At 69.2% G+C, this 18,806-nt stretch carries 19 protein-coding genes and 1 tRNA gene; 8 read left to right on the forward strand and 12 right to left on the reverse strand.

Annotated features, from left to right (window positions below; translation table 11 throughout):
- Window positions 1-150 precede the first annotated feature (150 nt).
- Window positions 151-885: an anaerobic ribonucleoside-triphosphate reductase activating protein gene (locus ACPWUT_RS05275; protein ID WP_425841375.1), complete on the reverse strand. Its 735-nt coding sequence runs from the start codon at window positions 883-885 to the stop codon at window positions 151-153.
- Entirely contained in the window at window positions 852-2,696 is a 1,845-nt protein-coding gene (locus ACPWUT_RS05280) for a ribonucleoside triphosphate reductase (protein WP_425841378.1), read from the reverse strand. The genes ACPWUT_RS05275 and ACPWUT_RS05280 overlap by 34 nt, the downstream gene beginning before the upstream one ends.
- 172 nt (window positions 2,697-2,868) lie before the next feature.
- Here ACPWUT_RS05280 and ACPWUT_RS05285 point away from each other — a divergent pair, with 172 nt between their 5' ends.
- Together ACPWUT_RS05285 and ACPWUT_RS05290 are read left to right on the forward strand one after the other, a co-directional pair.
- A complete protein-coding gene (locus ACPWUT_RS05285; protein ID WP_284529405.1) occupies window positions 2,869-3,780 on the forward strand; it encodes an NUDIX domain-containing protein in 912 nt (303 codons plus the stop codon).
- A 74-nt stretch (window positions 3,781-3,854) separates the two neighbouring features.
- A complete protein-coding gene (locus tag ACPWUT_RS05290) occupies window positions 3,855-4,199 on the forward strand; it encodes a DUF2809 domain-containing protein (protein ID WP_425841382.1) in 345 nt (114 codons plus the stop codon).
- Between the two features lies 1 nt (window position 4,200).
- On the opposite strand, the gene ACPWUT_RS05295 is transcribed toward ACPWUT_RS05290, so the two are convergent.
- Genes ACPWUT_RS05295 through ACPWUT_RS05305 form a run of 3 tightly spaced genes read right to left on the reverse strand, consistent with a single transcriptional unit; the run spans window position 4,201 to window position 5,887 of the window.
- A complete protein-coding gene (locus ACPWUT_RS05295) occupies window positions 4,201-4,560 on the reverse strand; it encodes an RNA-binding S4 domain-containing protein (RefSeq protein ID WP_284529407.1) in 360 nt (119 codons plus the stop codon).
- Complete coding sequence (locus ACPWUT_RS05300; protein WP_425841385.1) at window positions 4,557-5,288, reverse strand: lysoplasmalogenase; 732 nt, start codon at window positions 5,286-5,288, stop codon at window positions 4,557-4,559. The genes ACPWUT_RS05295 and ACPWUT_RS05300 overlap by 4 nt, the downstream gene beginning before the upstream one ends.
- Window positions 5,289-5,308: 20 nt before the next feature.
- Window positions 5,309-5,887: a GNAT family N-acetyltransferase gene (locus ACPWUT_RS05305; RefSeq protein WP_425841388.1), complete on the reverse strand. Its 579-nt coding sequence runs from the start codon at window positions 5,885-5,887 to the stop codon at window positions 5,309-5,311.
- A gap of 100 nt (window positions 5,888-5,987) precedes the next feature.
- Here ACPWUT_RS05305 and ACPWUT_RS05310 point away from each other — a divergent pair.
- The 3 genes from ACPWUT_RS05310 (at window position 5,988) to ACPWUT_RS05320 (ending at window position 9,002) form a co-directional block, all read left to right on the forward strand.
- Window positions 5,988-6,061: transfer RNA gene (locus ACPWUT_RS05310), tRNA-Pro, on the forward strand.
- A 285-nt stretch (window positions 6,062-6,346) separates the two neighbouring features.
- Window positions 6,347-8,146, forward strand: a complete 1,800-nt coding sequence (locus ACPWUT_RS05315) for a hypothetical protein (RefSeq protein WP_425841391.1) — start codon at window positions 6,347-6,349, stop codon at window positions 8,144-8,146.
- A gap of 1 nt (window position 8,147) precedes the next feature.
- A complete protein-coding gene (locus tag ACPWUT_RS05320) occupies window positions 8,148-9,002 on the forward strand; it encodes a hypothetical protein (protein WP_425841394.1) in 855 nt (284 codons plus the stop codon).
- Between the two features lie 213 nt (window positions 9,003-9,215).
- On the opposite strand, the gene ACPWUT_RS05325 is transcribed toward ACPWUT_RS05320, so the two are convergent.
- Window positions 9,216-9,794 (reverse strand): NADPH-dependent FMN reductase, encoded by a 579-nt coding sequence (locus tag ACPWUT_RS05325; protein WP_425841397.1) that lies wholly within the window; start codon window positions 9,792-9,794, stop codon window positions 9,216-9,218.
- A gap of 23 nt (window positions 9,795-9,817) precedes the next feature.
- A complete protein-coding gene (locus tag ACPWUT_RS05330) occupies window positions 9,818-10,117 on the reverse strand; it encodes a putative quinol monooxygenase (RefSeq protein WP_425841400.1) in 300 nt (99 codons plus the stop codon).
- Window positions 10,118-10,370: 253 nt separating this feature from the next.
- Here ACPWUT_RS05330 and ACPWUT_RS05335 point away from each other — a divergent pair, with 253 nt between their 5' ends.
- Complete coding sequence (locus tag ACPWUT_RS05335) at window positions 10,371-10,709, forward strand: ribonuclease E inhibitor RraB (RefSeq protein WP_425841403.1); 339 nt, start codon at window positions 10,371-10,373, stop codon at window positions 10,707-10,709.
- A gap of 229 nt (window positions 10,710-10,938) precedes the next feature.
- Here ACPWUT_RS05335 and ACPWUT_RS05340 read toward each other — a convergent pair whose 3' ends face one another.
- From ACPWUT_RS05340 to ACPWUT_RS05350, 3 genes are read right to left on the reverse strand one after another with little or no spacing between them, the layout of a single operon-like run.
- Window positions 10,939-11,214 (reverse strand): metal-sensitive transcriptional regulator, encoded by a 276-nt coding sequence (locus ACPWUT_RS05340; protein WP_284529415.1) that lies wholly within the window; start codon window positions 11,212-11,214, stop codon window positions 10,939-10,941.
- A gap of 51 nt (window positions 11,215-11,265) precedes the next feature.
- Window positions 11,266-12,957, reverse strand: coding sequence for an FAD-dependent oxidoreductase (locus tag ACPWUT_RS05345; protein ID WP_425841405.1), 1,692 nt, complete (start codon window positions 12,955-12,957; stop codon window positions 11,266-11,268).
- Window positions 12,957-13,088 carry a hypothetical protein gene (locus tag ACPWUT_RS05350; RefSeq protein WP_425841408.1) on the reverse strand — a complete coding sequence of 44 codons (132 nt, stop codon included), beginning with the start codon at window positions 13,086-13,088 and terminating at the stop codon, window positions 12,957-12,959. Before ACPWUT_RS05350 ends, ACPWUT_RS05345 begins: the two co-directional genes overlap by 1 nt.
- A 153-nt stretch (window positions 13,089-13,241) precedes the next feature.
- On the opposite strand from ACPWUT_RS05350, the gene ACPWUT_RS05355 reads away from it, so the two are divergent.
- On the forward strand, window positions 13,242-14,510 hold the full coding sequence (locus ACPWUT_RS05355; protein WP_425841411.1) for an MFS transporter: 1,269 nt from the start codon (window positions 13,242-13,244) through the stop codon (window positions 14,508-14,510).
- Window position 14,511: 1 nt separating this feature from the next.
- On the opposite strand, the gene ACPWUT_RS05360 is transcribed toward ACPWUT_RS05355, so the two are convergent.
- Both ACPWUT_RS05360 and ACPWUT_RS05365 read right to left on the reverse strand, forming a co-directional pair.
- Complete coding sequence (locus ACPWUT_RS05360; RefSeq protein ID WP_284529421.1) at window positions 14,512-15,327, reverse strand: MerR family transcriptional regulator; 816 nt, start codon at window positions 15,325-15,327, stop codon at window positions 14,512-14,514.
- 70 nt (window positions 15,328-15,397) lie between these two features.
- Complete coding sequence (locus ACPWUT_RS05365) at window positions 15,398-15,829, reverse strand: ribonucleotide reductase stimulatory protein (protein WP_284529423.1); 432 nt, start codon at window positions 15,827-15,829, stop codon at window positions 15,398-15,400.
- A gap of 196 nt (window positions 15,830-16,025) precedes the next feature.
- On the opposite strand from ACPWUT_RS05365, the gene adhE reads away from it, so the two are divergent.
- Entirely contained in the window at window positions 16,026-18,737 is a 2,712-nt protein-coding gene (adhE, locus tag ACPWUT_RS05370) for a bifunctional acetaldehyde-CoA/alcohol dehydrogenase (protein WP_425841416.1), read from the forward strand.
- Window positions 18,738-18,806 lie beyond the last annotated feature (69 nt).

The raw sequence follows: 18,806 nt of genomic DNA on the forward strand, positions 1-18,806 counted from the left end.
GTCGTTGAGCGCAGCGACGAGACGAAACGTCGCCCGGTTCGCCCCTCCGGTCGTTGAGCGAGGAGCGCAGCGACGAGACGAAACGTCGTCCGCTTCGCCCGTCCGGTCGTTGAGCGAGGAGCGCAGCGACGAGACGAAACGTCGTCGCCCTCAGCGGAGCTCGAACGACGCGAAGCGCTCGACCGGCAGCCGATCGAGGTGCAGCTCCGCGGCCGCCTCCGTGACGCGGGGGAGCGGATGCCGGGTCCCCGCATCACGGAACCGCTGCACGGCCCAGCACTCCACGCCCGCGTCGGCGAGGCGGCATCCGAGCTCCTGGAGCCCGTCGTCGTCGATGGCTGCCGGGTGCACGGTGGTGCGCACCTCGTAGGCCAGCGGGTGCTTCGTGCCGGCCCGCAGCAGGTTGTGGGCCAGCACGAGTTCCAGGGACCGCCACGCGTGGTCACCGCTCGGACCCCGGCCGGTGACGCCGGCGTAGTCCTCGCGTGCCGCCTTGATGTCGAGGCCCACCCAGTCCACGTAGGGGAGTGCCTTCGCCAGCAGCGACGGATAGGCGCCGCCCGTGTGCAGGCCGACCTGGAAGCCGAGCGCCCGCGCGATCTGCATCGCCGGGACGAGACCTCTCTGCATCGTGGGCTCGCCGCCGCTGAAGACGACGCCGTCGAGCAGCCCCATGCGGTCGCAGAGGAGATCGGTGACGTCGCTCCAGCTCAGCACCGTCTCGGCGCGCGGGTCGATCAGGGCCGGGTTGTGGCAGTAGAAGCAGTCCCACGGGCAGCCCTGCAGGAACACCGTGGCGACCAGCATGTCCGGCCAGTCCACGGTCGAGAACGGTGTGAGCCCCGCGATCCTCAGATCGTAGGGAGCAGAGGGCGATCGCTCCATGATTCCTCCTCGACGGCGTCGGCGATGAAGTGGCGTCGCTCTTCAGCTTCGCCCTTCTTGCCGATGTTGAACGAGGCGATCGGCCGGAAGTAACCCATGACGCGCGTCCAGACCTCGCACTCGCGGCCGCAGTCCGGGCACACCGCGTGCTCCCCGGAGCGGTACCCGTGCGTGGGGCAGATCGAGAACGTCGGCGTGACCGTGATGTACGGCAGTCGGAACCGTTCGAGAGACCGGCGCACGAACTGCTTGCACGCGGCTGCCGACGACATCGCCTCGCCGAGGTAGAGGTGGAGGACCGTGCCGCCGGTGTACTTGGCCTGCAGCGGCTCCTGCATCTCCATCGCCAGGAACGGGTCGGAGGTGTAGCCGACCGGCAGCTGGGACGAGTTCGTGTAGTACGGCTGCGCCGGTGTTCCCGCGTGGAGGAGGCCGGCATCGCCGAACCGTGCGATGTCCTCCTTCGCGAACCGATAGGTGGTGCCCTCGGCGGGAGTGGCCTCGAGGTTGAACATGTGGCCGGTGGATTCCTGGAACTCGACCATGCGCGCGCGGACGTGGTCGAGCAGGCGGGTCGCCAGGGCGGCGCCTGCCTCGGTGGTGATGTCGTCGGCGTCGCGGGTGAGGTTGCGCACGTACTCGTTGATGCCGTTCACGCCGATCGTCGAGAAGTGGTTGTCGAAGGTGCCCAGGTAGCGCTTCGAGTAGGGGAACAGGCCGCCCTCCAGGTGCTCGGTGACGACGGCGCGCTTGGCGACCAGGCTGTCGCGCGCGATCTCGAGCAGCGCGTCGAGTCGGGCGAGCGCTGCCGTCTCGTCGCCGGAGTGCACGAAGCCGAGCCGTGCGCAGTTGATCGTGACGACGCCGATCGATCCCGTCTGCTCGGCCGAGCCGAACAGCCCGTTGCCGCGCTTGAGCAGCTCCGTGAGGTCGAGCTGCAGCCGGCAGCACATGGAGCGGATCATGTGCGGGTCGAGGTCGGAGTTGACGAAGTTCTGGAAGTAGGGGAGGCCGTACTTCGCGGTCATCGCGAAGAGCGCCTCGACGTGGGGACCGTCCCAGTCGAAGTCGCGGGTGATGTTGTACGTTGGGATGGGGAAGGTGAACGCGCGGCCGTCGGCGTCTCCCGCCGTCATCACCTCGATGAAGGCGCGGTTGATGAGTCCCATCTCCTCGGACAGGTCGCCGTACGCGAACGGCTGAACCGACCCGCCTACGAGCGGATGCTGCGCGGCGAGGTCGTCAGGGCACACCCAGTCGAAGGTGAGGTTGGTGAACGGCGTCTGCGTTCCCCACCGCGACGGGACGTTGAGGTTGAAGATGAACTCCTGCATCGCCTGGTGCACCTGCGCGTAGTCCAGTCCGTCGATGCGCACGTACGGCGCGAGGTACGTGTCGAAGGAGCTGAACGCCTGCGCGCCCGCCCATTCGTTCTGGAGGGTTCCCAGGAAGTTGACGAGCTGCCCCAGAGCGCTGGAGAAGTGCTTGGGCGGCGCGGAGGAGATCTTGCCCGCGACGCCGTTGAAGCCCTGCTCGAGCACCATGCGCAGGGACCACCCGGCGCAGTACCCCGCGAACACGTCGAGGTCGTGGATGTGGAGATCGCCGTCGCGGTGCGCGGCGCCCGCCTCCGGCGCGTAGACCTCGTCGAGCCAGTAGTTCGCGATGAGCTTGCCGGCGGAGTTGAGGATCATGCCGCCCAGCGAATAGCCCTGGTTCGCGTTGGCGTTGACGCGCCAGTCGGCGCGCGACAGGTACTCGTCGACGGTCTCGGAGACGGTGACGGTGCGCGGGGTGGGCCGGGAAGACATGGGGGTTCCTCTCTCAGAAGACGAGCGGCGATCTCTCGCCGAATGTGGTCTGACCACCATATGTAGTGGTCGGCGGCTTCGTCGAGTACACATATGGCGTGTCGCAAGGAATCTCGCTTGCCTATTGCGACACGCAGGAGGCCGGGGTCGCATCGTGTGCGAAGGTGGGGGGATGACGATCGTGCCCCCCGCACCCGGAGAGCCGCGCCGGCCCTCGGGGCCGCGCGATCCCGGCGACGCGTGGGTGGTCGCCCCGGACGGCACGCAGTACTGGGGCCGCTTCGGTGCGGCGGGGCTGCTCGCCCTCGATCCGGCACGGGGGACGCGCGGGTCCGTCCTGCTCCAGCATCGGGTCTCGTGGAGCCATCACGGCGACACCTGGGCGCTCCCGGGCGGCGCTCGTCATGAGGGCGAGTCGGCCTGCGACGGCGCACTGCGCGAGTCCGCCGAAGAAGCGGGTGTCCCGGCCGACGCCGTCCACCCGCGCCTCATCAGTGTCTTCGACGTGGGCATCTGGACGTACAGCACCGTCGTCGCCGATGTCACGACGCCCTTCGAAGCGGTGATCAGCGACCCCGAGAGCCGCGAGCTCTCCTGGGTGCCGGTGGAGTCCGTCACCGACTACCCGCTGCATCCGGGCTTCGCCGCCTCGTGGCGCAACCTGCTTCCCCTCCTCGATGTGCGGCCGGTGCTCGTCGTGGATGCCGCGAATGTCGTCGGCTCCGTCCCCGACGGCTGGTGGAAGGACCGCGCCGGCGCTGCGTCCGGTCTGCTCGCGCGATTGGCCGAACTGGCCGGAGACGGCATAGACGGCGCCGCGCTCGGGCTGCCCGAGGACCGCTGGTATCCCGAGATCGTGGCGGTGCTGGAGGGCGAGGCGAGGGCTGCCGCGGAGGTCGACGGGGTGACGGTGGTGCGCGCGGACGCGCACGGCGACGACGCGATCGTCGACCAGGCGAAGGGACTGGCGGCGGCGGGCCGCCGCGTCACCGCGGTGACGAGCGACCGCGGCCTGGCTTCGCGTCTGACCGAGGGCCCGGGCGTCGCCGTGGAGCCCGTCTCGTGGCTGCGGGCACTGCTCTGACGCCGAGACGGCGCACACGCACCCGCACGGCGACGGGGCGGCGCATCGCTGCGGCTTCCGCGCTCGCATCGGCGGTGGCGGTCGGGCTGTTCGTCCATCTGCGGCTCACGGGCGTCGGAGGCGACATCGCAGGCGACGTGCTGTACGCGGTGGCCGTCTATGCGGGACTCGTGGCGGTCGCGCCGCGGCTGTCGTCGCCGGTCGTCGCGGCGATCGCTGGGGCGTGGTGCGTCGGGGTCGAGCTGTTCCAGCTCACGGGACTGCCCGCGCAGTGGGGCGCGGGGTTCGGACCGGCCATGCTCGTGCTCGGCACCGTGTTCGACCCGCGCGACCTGGTCGTCTACGTGGCGACGGTCGCCATCGCAGCGGTGACGGATGTGGTCGCGCGCCGGGCGGCCGCACGGCCCGCTCGCGGCTGAGTCACTCGCGGCCGCGCAGGCGGTCGATGTCGCGGCGCTCGCGCTTGGTCGGGCGTCCCGCGCCGCGATCGCGCACGGCGAGCATGGCGGTGGGCTCCCGGGCGGGCGTCCGGTCTTCGGCGGCGACCGCCGCCAGCGGGGCGCCGACCCTCTTGACGATCAGCTGGCGCACGATGAGGATGCGGTCGAAGCCGGCGATCCGCACCCGCAGCTCGTCGCCGACGCGCACCGCCTGCGCCGCCTTGGCCTTCTCGCCGTTGACCCGCACATGTCCGGCGCGGCACGCGGTCGTCGCCGCCGAGCGCGTCTTGTAGACGCGGACGGCCCAGAGCCAGGAATCGACACGCACGGCTTCGCTCATCGCAGGTCCCGTCGCAGGATGCGGGCGACACCGAGCACGAGCAGCCCCTGCCCGGCGCAGTACGCCGCCATGATCCAGGGACCGGCCGCCGCTTCCGAGACACCCGGGAGGAAGAGCCGCAGGGCCAGCAGGGTGTCCGAGACCAGGAAGAGCGCGCCGCCCGCCGTCGTGAGCGTGCCGCCCCGGGTCGCGAACACGGCCGTGCCGGCGAGCACCGCGCCGTAGACGATGACCGGCACGAGCAGTCCGCCGAGATGCGGCCACAGCACGGCGATCATGACGCCCCACCACACCGCGTAGACGAGAGCCCACGGCGGCACCGGCCGTTCGCGGACCCGCCCGGCGAACAGTGCGATGTAGAGCAGGTGCGCCAGGCCGAAGCACAGCAGCATGGCCGGCAGCTCATCGGTCAGGTACGGGAAGAAGAAGGCCGCTCCGTCGCCGAGCCACGAGAAGGCGAGCGCCGCGTACAGGAGCGTCGCCGTGGGTGTGGCGGGGCTTCCGCGCAGCGCCCACACGCAGGCGAGCGCGAGCGTCGGGATCAGCATGAGCTTCGTCGGATACGTCAGCGTCTCTGCGCGGAGCACGATCGCCGCGACGTGGACGGCGGCGACCGCGGCGAAGAGCCAGAATCCCCACCAGCGGGTCGCCTCGAGGCGAGCGGATCTCGTGTCCTGCTGCGTCATCGCGGCCCTTCGCTCACCCGCCGTCCGCCGGAAGGTGGACATGGCACTCATCGTACGACGCGTCAGACCAGCACGAGCGACACGATCGGGCGGCTGGGCGTGGGGCGGGCGACCTCGACGAACCCCGCCGACACGAACGTCGACAGCGCGCCGTGGAACAGGCTGTTGGACGACGCGCGGGTGGCGTCGGTGTCGACAGGGTACCCCTCCACGACCCGGGCTCCATGCGTGCGCGCATGGGTGACTGCGGCATCGAGCAGCCGCTCCGACAGGCCCTGCTTGCGGAACTCCCGTCGCACGACGAAGCAGGTGATCGCCCACACGGCAGGGTCGTCGAACGGCTCGGGCGACTGCTGGAAGTTCCGTGTCAGCGCCAGGCGTGGCTGCTCCGGACGCGGCGACACCTTCACCCATCCGGCCGGCGTTCCATCGACGTAGACGACCAGCCCGCTCGCGGGGGAGGCGGCGACGTCCTCGCGCAGGAGAGCACGCCGCTCGTCGTTGGTCGTCGCGTCGAAGTCCTTGGCCCGCAGCATCCACCACTGACACCAGCACGAGCCGCCGTCCCCGCCTCCCGTCAGCGCATGCTCGACGTCGTCGAAGCGGTCCGCGGACGCCGGCAGGATCTCGATCTCGGCCATGTCGCGACCATACGGTCCACCACCGACACCGCCGAGCCGGTTCGCGGGGCGCGCCGCGAGCGGGTAAGATGGGGGAGTTGTCCGCGTGCGGACAGCGAACCGGGATGTGGCGCAGCTTGGTAGCGCACTTGACTGGGGGTCAAGGGGTCGCAGGTTCAAATCCTGTCATCCCGACGGTTGGGCCGTTGGCAAAACGGTCGAAAATGAGGAAGGGCACCGGCTATCAGCCGGTGCCCTTCTTCGTTTCCGTGGTGTCGATGGTCTATCGGGCGACTGGATCGGTCGTCGCCGGCTTGTGGGGCAACGCGAGGGACCGCCGGGGGTTTGCGTGACTCCTGGTCTGCGATTCCCTATCCGGACCGGGCTAGGCCCCAGTAGGCTGACCCCGCACCTGGGGTTTCGGGTGCAGCTGGCTCTGCCTCCGACCGTTGGATTCGATCATCTGGGGAGATGATGTCCATGCGCACTCGCTCGCGCTCGCTCACCGTCGCTACGAGCGTCGTGCTCGCCCTCGTTCTGTCGCTCGTCGCGGCACCTGCGATCGCGGGGAGCACCGCGTCTATCTCGGGGACCGTCGCCGTGCCTGCCGGGCACACTGTCGACGAAGACGCGATCTATGCGGTCGTCACCATGCTCGACGAGGACAGCCGCCCGATCTTCAGCAGCAGCCGACGCGTCAGCTGGGAGGATGGGACATACACCTACAGCGGGTTGGACGCCGGAACCTACCGGGTGCTGTTCTTTGCGGGACCGACCTTCGCCTCGGAATGGTGGCATGACTCACCCACACTCGGGGGAGCGACACTGATCACTCTGGCGGAGGGGGAGGCGCGCACGGGTGTCGACGCGGAGCTCGCGCTGGGGTCCACCATCACCGGGACGGTGACCTACCCCGCTGGCGCGGACGTGACCGAGATCTCCACGGATGTTTCGCTCTACCGTGTAGACGACCCGGAGGATCGGGTCGCGTCGGCTCACGCGGCGGACGACGGGACGTTCACCCTGGACGGGTTCCCGCCCGGGTCCTACAAGATCAAATATGAGAACCACGACTACTCGGAGACGGGCAACGTCGTCGTGTACCAGTGGCAGGGCGGCGCCTTCGACTTCGAGGGCGCTCACACGATCACCGTGGCGGCCCCCGGCGCGACCGTCGAGGTCACGCAGACGCTGATGGAGGGCCGGACCATCTCCGGGCGGATCAGCGGCGCCTGGTTCGAGGCGACGCGCGACGACTACTGGATGGTGTCCGCCGAGCCGAATGGGTATGGCTTCGTGCGCGTGGAGGACGACGGCACGTACACGATCCGCCGCAACGTGCCCGGCGTCTACTTCGTCCATGCCTTCAGTCGCTTCGGAGCGGGCGCCGGAACAGCATCATCCGCCGGCGAGTGGTGGAACGACTCGGTCGACCAGACGGGAGCCACTCCCGTCGATCTGACGACGAGCACCGCCGTCACGGGCGTGGACATGAACGTCGACACCGTCGGCGGTCTGCCGGCACGTCCGGTGGTCTCCGGCACCGCGGTCGTCGGGAGCACTCTCACCACCACCACAGGCGCGTGGCCCGCGGGGCTCACACTCCGCTACCAGTGGTTGGCGAACGGGGCGCGGATCACCGATGCGACCTCGTCGACCTATAAGGTCACATCGGCCGTCCTCGGCAAGAGCATCACGGTGAACGTCTGGGCCCAGCTCGCGGAGTCCCACCAGGAGTTCAAGGAGTCCGCGCCGACGCTGAAGGTGCCGCGAACGTCGGTTCCGACGATCTCGGGGACCGCGAAGGTGGGGGCGACGTTGACGGCAAAGCCGGGTGCGTGGTCTACGTCGACGACGTTCCTGTATCAGTGGTACGCGAATGGAGTGAAGATCTCAGGGGCGACCAAGGCCACGTACACGATCCCGTCGAGCCTGATGGGGAAGTCGCTCACGGTGAAGGTCGCGGGGAAGAAGTCGGGGTACACGACCGTCAGCCTCGCGTCGAAGGCGACGCTGAAGGTGCCGCGGACGGCGGTCCCGACGATCTCTGGGACGGTGAAGACCGGTGCGAAGGTGACCGCGAAGCCGGGGACGTGGAGCACGGGCACTACGTTCACGTACCAGTGGTACGCGAGCGGAAGGGCGATCAGAGGGGCGACGAAGTCCACGTACGTGATCCCGTCGTCGCTGCGGGGGAGGTACCTGACCGTGAAAGTGACCGGCAAGAAGTCCGGATACACCACGGTCGCGCGCCTGTCTGCCGCGAAGAAGGTCGCGTAGCGTGAACGCCGGCCAGGCCGAAGGGAACGGGAATCAGATGAAGTCGTTCGGTTCGAGCAGCCGCAGAGCGTGGGGTGCGGTCATCGCCGTGCTTCTCGCGGTGACACCCCTGGTCCCGGCGACCGCGGCGAACGCGGCGACACCGCCGGCGTGGGCGGCCCGGGAGGCGGCGCACGATGCCGGTCTTGCTGCGGTGGCCACGCTCGGCATAAACCCCGAAGTCGCGGTGGAGCGCACAACTGCGGAGCTCAACGTGCCCGGCCGGACGTGGTACGTCGACGGAACCGTCACGCAGACACGCACCTATTTCTACGGGGAGACCGGTAGCACGGAGTACGTCATCGCCGCACGGGAGGCTCTCCTCGCCAGTGGGTTCGTACGCGATGGTCGGATCAGCGGCATCCACGGAACCCTCAGCACGGTCAGCAACTTCGTCTCCTCGACGCTGATGTGCCAGATCGACCGCTCGTTCGCGAGGACGCAATCGCTCGCCCAGGTCTGGATCCGCTGCATCGACCGGTCCACTCTCGCAACGATCGTCGACCGCTACCGCCCGTTCCTGAAGCTCATCGCGGCGCTGAACCCTGCGCGCCTCGAGAACGCGGTCTTCCACAGCCTCAGCACCCGCTCCGGGACCCCCGGCTACGTGAGCGGACGGGTCTTCTCATGGTCGGCGCGCGTTCCGAACGCCGGCTTCTACTTCGCCAAGCCCCCGGGCGGAAAGTGGGTATACGTCACCGGGACCGCGGGGAGCCTCGTCACGTGCGCGGCGCTGGAGAAGACGACCGTGTCTCGCAAGGCGTTCGCTGGCGACCTGTGCATCAGATACGGCGAGGTGTCGACCGTACGCGGCTGAGCGTGCTGTGCGGGATCTCAACGGGAACATTTGCGCAGCGGGCGCCGATGCGCAAAGCGATGAGGTGTTCACTGGGAGTCGGTCGCTTCACGGCCATCAGTACCACGAGTGGTTCTGCCGACACCCCCACGGTCCAGTGGCCCTGCACCTGCGGGTCGGCGGCTGCACGCCAGGGCCGACCGAGCAGACGCCGCCGAGCGCGTACGAGGCTGATCACGCCGCTGGTCGGCGGGGGAGGACCGTGAGAACCATAGCTATGTAGGTGCGGAACTCGCCCATGTAGGCGCGGAGGAACTCTTCGGTGGAGTGGTTGGTGATCTTGCCGTCGTCCCGGAAGACCTCGGCGGAGTAATGGATGTACGCCTCGGGTGAGGTCATCTGACGTGCGTTGCAGAAGCTGAGCACCGCGCGCAGGCTCTGCTGACCGATCGCCGTTCCGATCTGACCGATCGAGGCTCCGATCACTGCGGCGGGAATGTGATCGAAGGAGTTCTGACCCCACGGCCGGGACGCCCAGTCGATCGCGTTCTTCAACGCACCGGGGATGGAACGCTTGTACTCGGGGGAGACGAACAGCACTGCGTCGGCGGCGTCGATGGCAGCCTTCAGCTCGCGCGCGGCGGGCGGATAGTCGGTGTCGTAGTCCGGGCTGTACAGCGGCAGGTCACCGATCGGGATCTCACTGAACTCGAGCTCGTCCGGGGCCACGCGGATGAGTGCTCTGGACAGGATGCGGTTGATCGACGTCGACGACAGACTTCCGACGAAATAGCCGACCTTGTACGTGGTCATGGGGGTCCTCCTGCATTTCCCGGCTAGGCCGGCATCTTGTCGGCGAGGATGTCGATCCGTTCGACCTGCGGCTCGCTGAACAGGACACCCGTGTTGGGGCCGAGCGCCTGACCCACACCACCGGCGAGGTGGGCGTCTCGAGCGGCATCGTCGGGAAAGACGTCGTACACACCGAACGTCGAGGGGCCGAACCGAATCGCGAACCACGCGATGGTGCCCGGCTCCTCCATGACCACCGACCGCGCACCGATCAGGAAGTCCGCCAGTTGTTCCTCTTTGCCCGGCCGCGCCTCGAGGCGAACGAGAAGAGCTTTGGTGAGCATGGTCGCACTCCTTCGCTCCTGGGCGGCGCCGTGTCCTGGCGGACACGGGTGAACGGCGCCGGGGAGCTTGTCTCCGCCCATGATGCGCGGCGGTCGGGTCGCCCCGCATCCCGTGAACGGGTGCTTCCCACCCCTCACCGTGCAGGAGGGGGTCAGCTTGGTCAGCTCAGGTCGGACGGGACGCACGAGGCTGCCAGGACGCTCCGACCGCGACGCCGGGCGGCACTCTCGCCCGTTCGGCCATACTGGGCGAATGTCTACCTACGACTTCCAGATGTCGATGTGGCCCACGCAGCGCGATCAGCGCGGCGAACTCGGTGACGTGCTCAGCGTGCCGCGCGAGGTGGAGCATTTCGCGATCTTCGCGCGTCGTGCACAGGCCGAGTCCGCAGGCGATGAGCTCGTTGCGGCGGGATTCGAGGTCGGCCTGGGCCGCCGCTGGATGAAGACCATCCTTCGAGCGGCGCGCCAGGAAGCGCTGAGCGACGACACCGTTGCGCAGTTCCTGCGCGAGGTGATCGCGATCATCGAGCGCCACGGCGGTGACTACGACGGCTGGGGAGCGGCCGTCGAGGAGCCGGCGCGCGGCTGAGCGGAGGCAGCCCGCCCGCCGGTGTCAGCGCGCGAACAGTCGCGCGAAGAAGCCGCTGGACGGGTCGGCCTGGTGCCCCGCGCAGCGCTGAGAAGCGGGAACGCGTCGCATCACCTGCTCCACGTGCTGTCCGCAACCGGACCACGTCGTCTTTCCGCACTTCCGGCAGGTCACGGCGTAACGCATCGTCTGTCTTCTCCTTCGGGGTCGTCGGCGGCGGGCGTCGCTCTCAGGCGAGCATGAGGAAGAGCTTCTCGAGCTCCTCCGTCGTGAGGCCCTGACTCTCCCGGGCCCCGTCGGGATCGGCGATGCAGTCCTTCATCGCGGTCGACACGATCGCGAAGCCGGCGCGGTCGAGGGCGCTCGAGACCGCAGACAGCTGCGTCACGACCTCGCGGCACGGCCGCTCGTTCTCCACCGCGGCGATGACGGCGTCGAGCTGGCCGCGCGCGCGGCGGAGGCGGTTGAGGATGCGCTTCTGCGCCTCGACGTCGATGGTGCTCATGCGTTCTCTCCGGATCGGTCGGTTTGGCGGTGGAAGGGGGAGTGGGCGAGGTCAGGCATGCTGGAGCACTGCCGGCGCGGTGAGGACCTCGGACTGACGCTCACCGAGCCAGGCGCGGAGGGTCAGCATGCCGCCCGACAGCGAGGCGGAGTCGAATCCCGCCTGGGTGAGCACGCGATGGGCGATGGCCGAGCGCACGCCGGACTGGCAGGTCACCCGCACCGGGCGGCCCTCGGCCGCCTCGCGGACCTCATCGATGCGCTCGCGGAGCTCGGTGTGCGGAATGTGGAGTGACCCCGGAATGGCGCCGGTGGCGTACTCGGCGGCGGTGCGCACGTCGAGGATCAGCGCGCGGTGCTGCTGCTCTTCGAGCTCGTCCGCGTACCAGAGGGTCAGCGCGCCGGTGAGGACGTTCTCGCCGACCATCCCGGCGAGGTTCACCGGGTCTTTCGCCTGTCCGTAGGGCGGGGAGTAGGCGAGGTCGAGGTCGATGAGGTCGTCGACCGTCATCCCCGCGCGGATGGCCGTGGCGAGCACGTCGATCCGCTTGTCGACGCCCTCGGTGCCCACGGCCTGCGCACCGAGGAGGAGTCCGTCGGAGGCACGCAGCTGCACGATGAGATGGATCTGCGCAGCGCCGGGGAAGTAGCCGGCGTGCTGATTGGGGTGCAGGTGGAGCGTACGGTGCGCGATGCCGGCGGTGTCGAGCGAGGAGCGGTTCGCGCCGGTGAGGGCGGCGGTCAGCGACCCGACGCGCACGATCGCGGTGCCGACGGGCTGCGGGAGGGCACGCGCAGCGCCCGGCCGCAGGATGTCGTCCGCGATGAGTCGCCCCGCACGATTGGCCGGGCCGGCGAGGGCGACGGGACGACGGCTGCCGGTCACGGCATCGACCGACACGGTCGCGTCGCCCGCGGCCCAGACGCTCTCGGCCGAGGTGCGGCCGTGCTCGTCGACGATGATGGCGCCGCGTTCGCAGGCGATGCCGGCGGCTTCGAACGGTGCCGTGTCGGGGCGGACGCCCACCGAGAGCACGACGATGTCGGCCGGGATGCGGGATCCGTCGGAGAGCACGACGATGTCGCTGTCGTCACCGTGCTCGACGCTCGCCGCCCCGATCCCGGCGCGGACGTCGACGCCGAGCGCGCCGAGCTCCTGGGCCACCAGAGACGCCAGCTCGGTCTCCAGCGGCGGCAGCACATGTGGTGCCAACTCGACGACCGACACGTCGAGCCCCTGCCCGGCCAGCGCCTCGGCCGCTTCGATGCCGATGAAGCCGGCGCCGAGGACGACGGCGCGGCGAGCGCCGCCGAGCACCGCGCCGCGCAGGGCGATCGCGTCCTCCACCGTGCGGAGCGTGCGCACGCGCGGCGAGTCGAGCCCGGGCAGGGGCGGACGCAATGCGGATGCGCCGGGGGAGAGCACGAGCGCGTCGTAGGAGAGGTCGGAGTCGCCGTCGACGGTTCGGACGCTCAGCGTCTTGGCCGTCGTGTCGACGGCGACGACATCATGGCCGGTGCGCACATCGAGGGCCAGCGCGGCGCGCAGCGTCTCCGGCGTCTGCACCAGCAGCGACTGCTCCTCGGCGATCTCGCCGCCGACGTAGTACGGCAGGCCGCAGTTGGCGAACGATACGTGCGCACCGCGCTCGAGCACGATGATCTCGGCGCTCTCGTCGAGGCGGCGGGCGCGTGCGGCGCAGCTCATCCCTCCGGCGACGCCACCGACGATGACGATGCGCATCACGCCACCGCGTCGTCGTGGCCGGGGCAGCGGTCCTCTGCCGGGATACCCCGCAGGGCGTCCTCCACGTGCTGGCCGCAGCCCGCCCATGTCGCCTTGCCGCACTCCGCGCAGGTCACTCTGCTGCACATCGGGAACTCCTCATCTCGTCGTTATACCCCAGGGGGTATCCCCAAAATACACCCGGGGGTATCGCTGCAGCAAATCCCGGACGTGCCGGCGGCGCAGCGCTCCCGGGACATCCGCGTACCGACCGTGTCGGCGGCGTGTCCTAGGCTCGACCGGTGAGCATCGGAGAGTGGGTCGCGCCACGGCGGCTGGGGCGGGACTTCCGGTGGCTGCTCGCCTCGTCGTGGACGAGCAACGTCGGCGACGGCATCGCGCTCGCCGCCTCGCCACTTCTCATCGCCTCGATGACCGACTCGCCCGTGCTCGTGGCATCGGGCGCGGTCCTCCAGTTCCTGCCCTGGCTGCTGTTCGGCCTCCACGCCGGCGCCATCGCCGACCGCGTGGACCGTCGCGTGCTGATCATGGTCGCCAACGGCATCCGTGCACTGGTGCTCGTCGCGCTGTGCGCCTTCCTGGTGACCGGCGTCGCCACCATCTGGGTGGTGCTGGTGGTGGCCTTCGTCTACGGCTGCGCGGAGGTCTTCGTCGACACGACCAGCAGCACGCTCCTGCCGATGATGGTGCGCAAGAAGGACCTCGGCATCGGCAACGCCCGACTGCAGGCGGGATTCCTCGTCGCGAACCAGTTCGGCGGCCCGCCCCTGGGCGCCTTCCTCTTCGCGCTCGGCTCCTTCTGGCCGTTCGCCGTCCAGGCGATCTGCGTCGCGCTCGCGGTGGTGCTCATCTCACGGATCGCGACCACCCGCCTCCCGTCGGCGGACGCGGCGGCATCGGCGGGTCCGCGCACGGCGGTGCACACCGACATCCTCGAGGGGATGCGGTGGCTCTGGCGTAACCCGCCGGTGCGCACCCTCGTCATCATCATCCTCACGTTCAACATCACGTGGGCAGCGCCCTGGGGTGTGCTGGTGCTCTACGCCACCGAGCACCTGCAGATGGGTCCGGTGGGCTACGGCGCGTTGACCACGGCGTCGGCGATCGGCGGCCTCCTGTCCACTCTCAGCTTCGGCTGGCTCGAGAGCCGCTTCTCGTTCAAGGCGCTCATGCGGGTGTGCCTGACAGCGGAGGTGCTCATGCACCTCGCGTTCGCGCTCACGACGTCGGGGGCGATCGCCTTCGTGATCATGTTCGCGTTCGGGGCGTACGCGTTCGTGTGGGGCACCATCTCGACGACGGTGCGTCAGCGCCTCGTGCCGCACGAGCTGCAGGGGCGCATCGCCTCGGTGAACATGGTCGGCGTCTTCGGCGGCCTCGTGATCGGCCAGGCGCTCGGTGGCGTCATCGCCCAGGTGTGGGGGCTGACGGCGCCGTGGTGGTTCGCCTTCTTCGGCGCCGCGCTCACGTTGCTTCTCGTCTGGCGGCCCATCGCGCACATCGCCGCCGCGCGCCCCGTCGAAGACGAGGACGACGCGGCGGCGGCGTGAGTCAGACGCGCTCGACCGGCGCCTGCAGTTCGGTCAGCCAGTCGGGCCCGGGAACGTGGCCGTCGGCTTCGAGGTACACCTCGCGACACGGCCCGACGACGCGGTAGCCGTCGGCGACGATCTGCTCCATGAGCGTCGACCAGGACTCGCCGATCCCGCTCATGTCACCACGGTGCTGGAGGGTCGCGGCGGTGGCGAGCTCGGGCAGCTCGACGACGTCGTAGCCGTCACCGGGAACCGGCTCCGGCTCGGCGACATAGGAGACGTGCACCGTCATGCGCTCGTCGTCCTCGGCGTCGTACCAGAAGATGCCGGGCTCGAGGAGCGGACGTCCGGCCGCCTGCAGGGCACGGTCCAGTTCCTCGATGAGCGGACCGATCGCCGGGCCGATGTTCTCGGGTCCCATGCCCGGGGCGACGGTGCGGGCGGCGTAGACGGTGACGGGCGCGATGCGCGTGTAGTGGACATCCGACATGGTGGTTCCTTCCAGAAGACGGAGGCGACGCTCGATCCGGGCGATGCGCAGGCGATCCTCGGCGACGGACGCGGCCAGGGCGCGGCGTCGTTCGACGAGCACCGTCCGCAGCGCCTCGTCCTGGTCCGCGGCGGCGGCCAGGTCGGCGATGCGGTCCAGGCCCACGCCCAGCTCCCGCAGTTCGACGATCCGCAGGAGCAGCGGCAGCTGGTCGATGGTGTACGAGCGGTAGCCCGTGCGTCCGTCGACCCTCGCCGCGACCAGCAGCCCGATCGCGTCGTAGTGCCGCAGCATGCGCACGCTCACCCGTCCCAGGGCGGCGAACTCTCCGATGGTGTACATGATGTCCACACGATCGACCCTGACACAGTGTGAGGGTCAAGCGCGTCCGACCGAAGCGCGGCGGGAGAGGTCAGTCGGAGGCGTTCAGGGCAGCGTCCAGGTCGGCGAGGATGGCGGCGCAGCGCGCGACGTCCTCCGCGGTGCCCGACAGCTCGAACTCGAACAGGATCGGCCGTCCTGACCGCTGCGCGAGCTGCCGCGCCGCCGCCTGGTAGTAGACGCCGAAGTTGCGATTGCCCGATCCGATGATCCCGATCAGACGGCGCCGGTTCATGGGGGAGCGGAGGAAGCTCCGCACGCCTGCCGGCAGGGTCACCTCGTTGGCGTTGCCCGCCTTGTACGACGGAGTCAGCAGCACCCAGGGGCCGGGTGCCTCGGTCTTCCGCACGGCCGGATCGGCGAGGTTCCGCACGGGGCGCCCGTCGGTGCGCGCGAGGCTCGCCGCGAACCGACCCGTGAGGTTCGAGGTCGACGAGTAGTAGTAGAGCGGCACCTTCGACATGACCCCAGTGTGCGCCGATCCGCGCCCCGGCGGAGCGGTCATCGGCGTGCATAACCCGTCTCCGATTTGTTCACACCTCACCCCCTTGTGTGGTCAGACCACAGTGAGGATAATGGCATCAGAAGGGCGGGGAACCATCCCGACCCGAACCAGCAAGGGTGCGGATGAAGCATCCGCGCCGGGTAGGAGACCCACAATGTCTACGTCGATCGATGCTCTGGTCGAACGGGCGCAGGTTGCCCTCGCGGAGTACGCATCATTCACGCAGGAGCAGGTCGACCACATCGTCCGCAAGGCGTCTGTGGCAGCGCTCCACCACCACGGCGACCTCGCGGTCATGGCGGTCGAGGAGACCGGCCGCGGCCTCTTCGAGGACAAAGCCGTGAAGAACATGTTCGCGTGCGAGCACGTGACGAACTCGATCATCAACCAGAAGACGGTCGGCGTCATCTCGCACGACGAGCTCACCGGCATCACGGAGATCGCCGACCCCGTAGGCGTGATCTGCGCGCTCACCCCGGTCACCAACCCGACCTCCACCGCCATCTTCAAGTCGCTCATCGCGCTGAAGACCCGCAACCCGATCGTCTTCGGCTTCCACCCGTCGGCGCAGAACTGCTCGGTCGCCGCCGCCCGCATCGTGCGCGACGCCGCGGTGGCCGCCGGCGCGCCGGCGGACTGCATCCAGTGGATCGAGGAGCCGTCGATGGAGGCGTCGGGCGAGCTCATGAACCACCCGGGCGTCGCCCTGATCCTCGCCACCGGCGGCAACGCGATGGTCCGCGCCGCCTACTCGTGCGGCAAGCCCGCGCTGGGCGTCGGCGCCGGCAACGTGCCGGCCTTCATCGAGCGCACCGCCAAGGTCGGCCGCGCCGTGAACGACATCGTGCTCTCGAAGTCCTTCGACATGGGCATGGTCTGCGCGAGCGAGCAGGCGGTCATCCTCGACGCGCCCATCGCCGAGGAAGCGCTCGCCGAGTTCGCCCGCCTGCACGCCTACATGGCGACCCCCGCCGAGAAGCGCATGCTGGAGGAGTTCATCTTCGGCGTCGCCGCCGACAGCGTGAACTGCGCCGATGCGAAGCTCAACGCGAAGGTCGTCGGCCAGTCGCCGGTGTGGATCGCCGAGCAGGCCGGCTTCACCGTCCCCGAGGACACCTCGATCATCCTCGCCGAGGTCTCGGGCGTCGGACCCCACGAGCCGCTCACGCGGGAGAAGCTCGCGCCGGTGCTCGCCGTGCTGCGCGCCGCCACCCCCGACGAGGGCATCGACCTCGCCAGGCAGATGGTCGACTTCGACGGACTCGGTCACTCGGGCGCCATCCACTCCAACGACCAGGCCGTCATCGCCAAGTTCGGCGAGGTCGTCCGGGCCGTCCGCATCATCGAGAACAGCCCGTCGGCGCTCGGCGGCATCGGCGACATCTACAACGCCTTCATGCCGTCGCTCACCCTGGGCTGCGGCTCCTACGGCCACAACTCGGTCTCCAACAACGTCTCGGCGGTGAACCTTTTGAACGTCAAGCGCATCGGTCGACGCAACAACAACCTGCAGTGGTTCAAGATCCCGGCCAAGACCTACTTCGAGCCCCACGCCATCCGATACCTGGCCGACATGCGCGGCCTCGAGCGGGTGACCATCGTGACCGACGAGACCATGACGAAGCTCGGCTACGTCGACAAGGTCATGGACGTCCTCAACCGGCGTGAGAACCGCGTCCAGGTGCAGCTGCTCAACCAGGTGCGTCCCGAGCCGAAGGTCTCCGAGGTCCGGGCGGGTGCGGAGGCGATGCGGCAGTTCAAGCCCGACACGATCATCGCGCTCGGCGGCGGTTCGCCGATGGATGCCTCGAAGGTCATGTGGCTGCTCTACGAGAACCCCGAGGTGGAGTTCTCCGACATGCGCGAGAAGTTCTTCGACGTCCGCAAGCGCGCGTTCACCTTCCCGGAGATGGGCAAGCTCGCCAAGCTCGTGTGCATCCCGACGACGTCGGGCACCGGTTCGGAGATGACGCCGTTCGCGGTCATCACCGATGACGAGAGCGGCATGAAGTACCCGCTCGCCGACTACGCGCTCACGCCGTCGGTCGCGATCATCGACCCGGAGCTCACCAAGGTGCTCCCCGGATTCCTCGTCGCCGACGCGGGCTTCGACGCCCTCACGCACGCCACCGAGGCCTATGTGTCCGTCTACGCGAACGACTACACCGACGGACTGTGCCTCCACGCGATCAAGCTCATCTTCGAGAACATCGAGCTGAGCGCCAAGGCCCAGCCGAATTCCACGGACGCCGCCGAGCTCAAGGCCCGCGAGAAGATGCACAACGCGGCATCCATCGCCGGCATGGCCTTCGGCAACGCGTTCCTCGGCATCGTCCACGCCATGGCTCACGTCACCGGTGCGACGTACCACCTCATCCACGGACGGACGAACGCGGTGTACCTGCCGCACGTGATCCGCTACAACGGCCGCATCCCCACGAAGCTCACGAGCTGGCCGAAGTACGAGCGCTACATCGCCCCCGAGCGCTTCCAGGAGATCGCCGCTCACCTCGGTCTGCCGGCGTCGACCCCGGAGGAGGGCGTGGAGAGCTACGCCCGCGCCGTTGAGGAGCTGCGCGACCGGGTCGGCATCGAGCGGTCGTTCCAGCAGCAGGGCGTGGACGAGGCGGCGTTCATCGCCGGTCTGCACGACCTGGCGATGGCCGCGTACGGCGACCAGTGCGCGCCCGCCAACCCGCGGATGCCGATGATCGCGGACATGAAGACCCTCATGGAGGCGGCCTACTACGGCACGTCGTTCGACGAGGTCCGCGCGCAGCGCTCGGGCACCCACGCCGAGAGCGACGCAGTGACCGGCACGATCAAGACCGTCAAGACGAAGGGACGCGCCAAGACGAACGCCTGATCGGAGCCGAAGCGAGGGCCGGGGGAGCATACCCGGCCCTCGCTGGCGTCCGCGGTGTGTCCGCGGTCG

It is taken from the genome of Microbacterium sp. PA5 (assembly GCF_049860775.1).
Lineage (GTDB): Bacteria > Actinomycetota > Actinomycetes > Actinomycetales > Microbacteriaceae > Microbacterium.

Excerpts from the sequence above, each read along its gene's own strand:
- ACPWUT_RS05275 (WP_425841375.1), bottom strand. The coding sequence starts at position 885 with ATGGAGCGATCGCCCTCTGCTCCCTACGATCTGAGGATCGCGGGGCTC.
- ACPWUT_RS05280 (WP_425841378.1), bottom strand. The coding sequence starts at position 2,696 with ATGTCTTCCCGGCCCACCCCGCGCACCGTCACCGTCTCCGAGACCGTC.
- ACPWUT_RS05285 (WP_284529405.1), top strand. The coding sequence starts at position 2,869 with ATGACGATCGTGCCCCCCGCACCCGGAGAGCCGCGCCGGCCCTCGGGG.
- ACPWUT_RS05295 (WP_284529407.1), bottom strand. The coding sequence starts at position 4,560 with ATGAGCGAAGCCGTGCGTGTCGATTCCTGGCTCTGGGCCGTCCGCGTC.
- ACPWUT_RS05300 (WP_425841385.1), bottom strand. The coding sequence starts at position 5,288 with ATGTCCACCTTCCGGCGGACGGCGGGTGAGCGAAGGGCCGCGATGACG.
- ACPWUT_RS05305 (WP_425841388.1), bottom strand. The coding sequence starts at position 5,887 with ATGGCCGAGATCGAGATCCTGCCGGCGTCCGCGGACCGCTTCGACGAC.
- ACPWUT_RS05315 (WP_425841391.1), top strand. The coding sequence starts at position 6,347 with ATGCGCACTCGCTCGCGCTCGCTCACCGTCGCTACGAGCGTCGTGCTC.
- ACPWUT_RS05325 (WP_425841397.1), bottom strand. The coding sequence starts at position 9,794 with ATGACCACGTACAAGGTCGGCTATTTCGTCGGAAGTCTGTCGTCGACG.
- ACPWUT_RS05330 (WP_425841400.1), bottom strand. The coding sequence starts at position 10,117 with ATGCTCACCAAAGCTCTTCTCGTTCGCCTCGAGGCGCGGCCGGGCAAA.
- ACPWUT_RS05335 (WP_425841403.1), top strand. The coding sequence starts at position 10,371 with ATGTCTACCTACGACTTCCAGATGTCGATGTGGCCCACGCAGCGCGAT.
- ACPWUT_RS05340 (WP_284529415.1), bottom strand. The coding sequence starts at position 11,214 with ATGAGCACCATCGACGTCGAGGCGCAGAAGCGCATCCTCAACCGCCTC.
- ACPWUT_RS05345 (WP_425841405.1), bottom strand. The coding sequence starts at position 12,957 with ATGCGCATCGTCATCGTCGGTGGCGTCGCCGGAGGGATGAGCTGCGCC.
- ACPWUT_RS05350 (WP_425841408.1), bottom strand. The coding sequence starts at position 13,088 with ATGTGCAGCAGAGTGACCTGCGCGGAGTGCGGCAAGGCGACATGGGCG.
- ACPWUT_RS05360 (WP_284529421.1), bottom strand. The coding sequence starts at position 15,327 with ATGTACACCATCGGAGAGTTCGCCGCCCTGGGACGGGTGAGCGTGCGC.
- ACPWUT_RS05365 (WP_284529423.1), bottom strand. The coding sequence starts at position 15,829 with ATGTCGAAGGTGCCGCTCTACTACTACTCGTCGACCTCGAACCTCACG.
- adhE (WP_425841416.1), top strand. The coding sequence starts at position 16,026 with ATGTCTACGTCGATCGATGCTCTGGTCGAACGGGCGCAGGTTGCCCTC.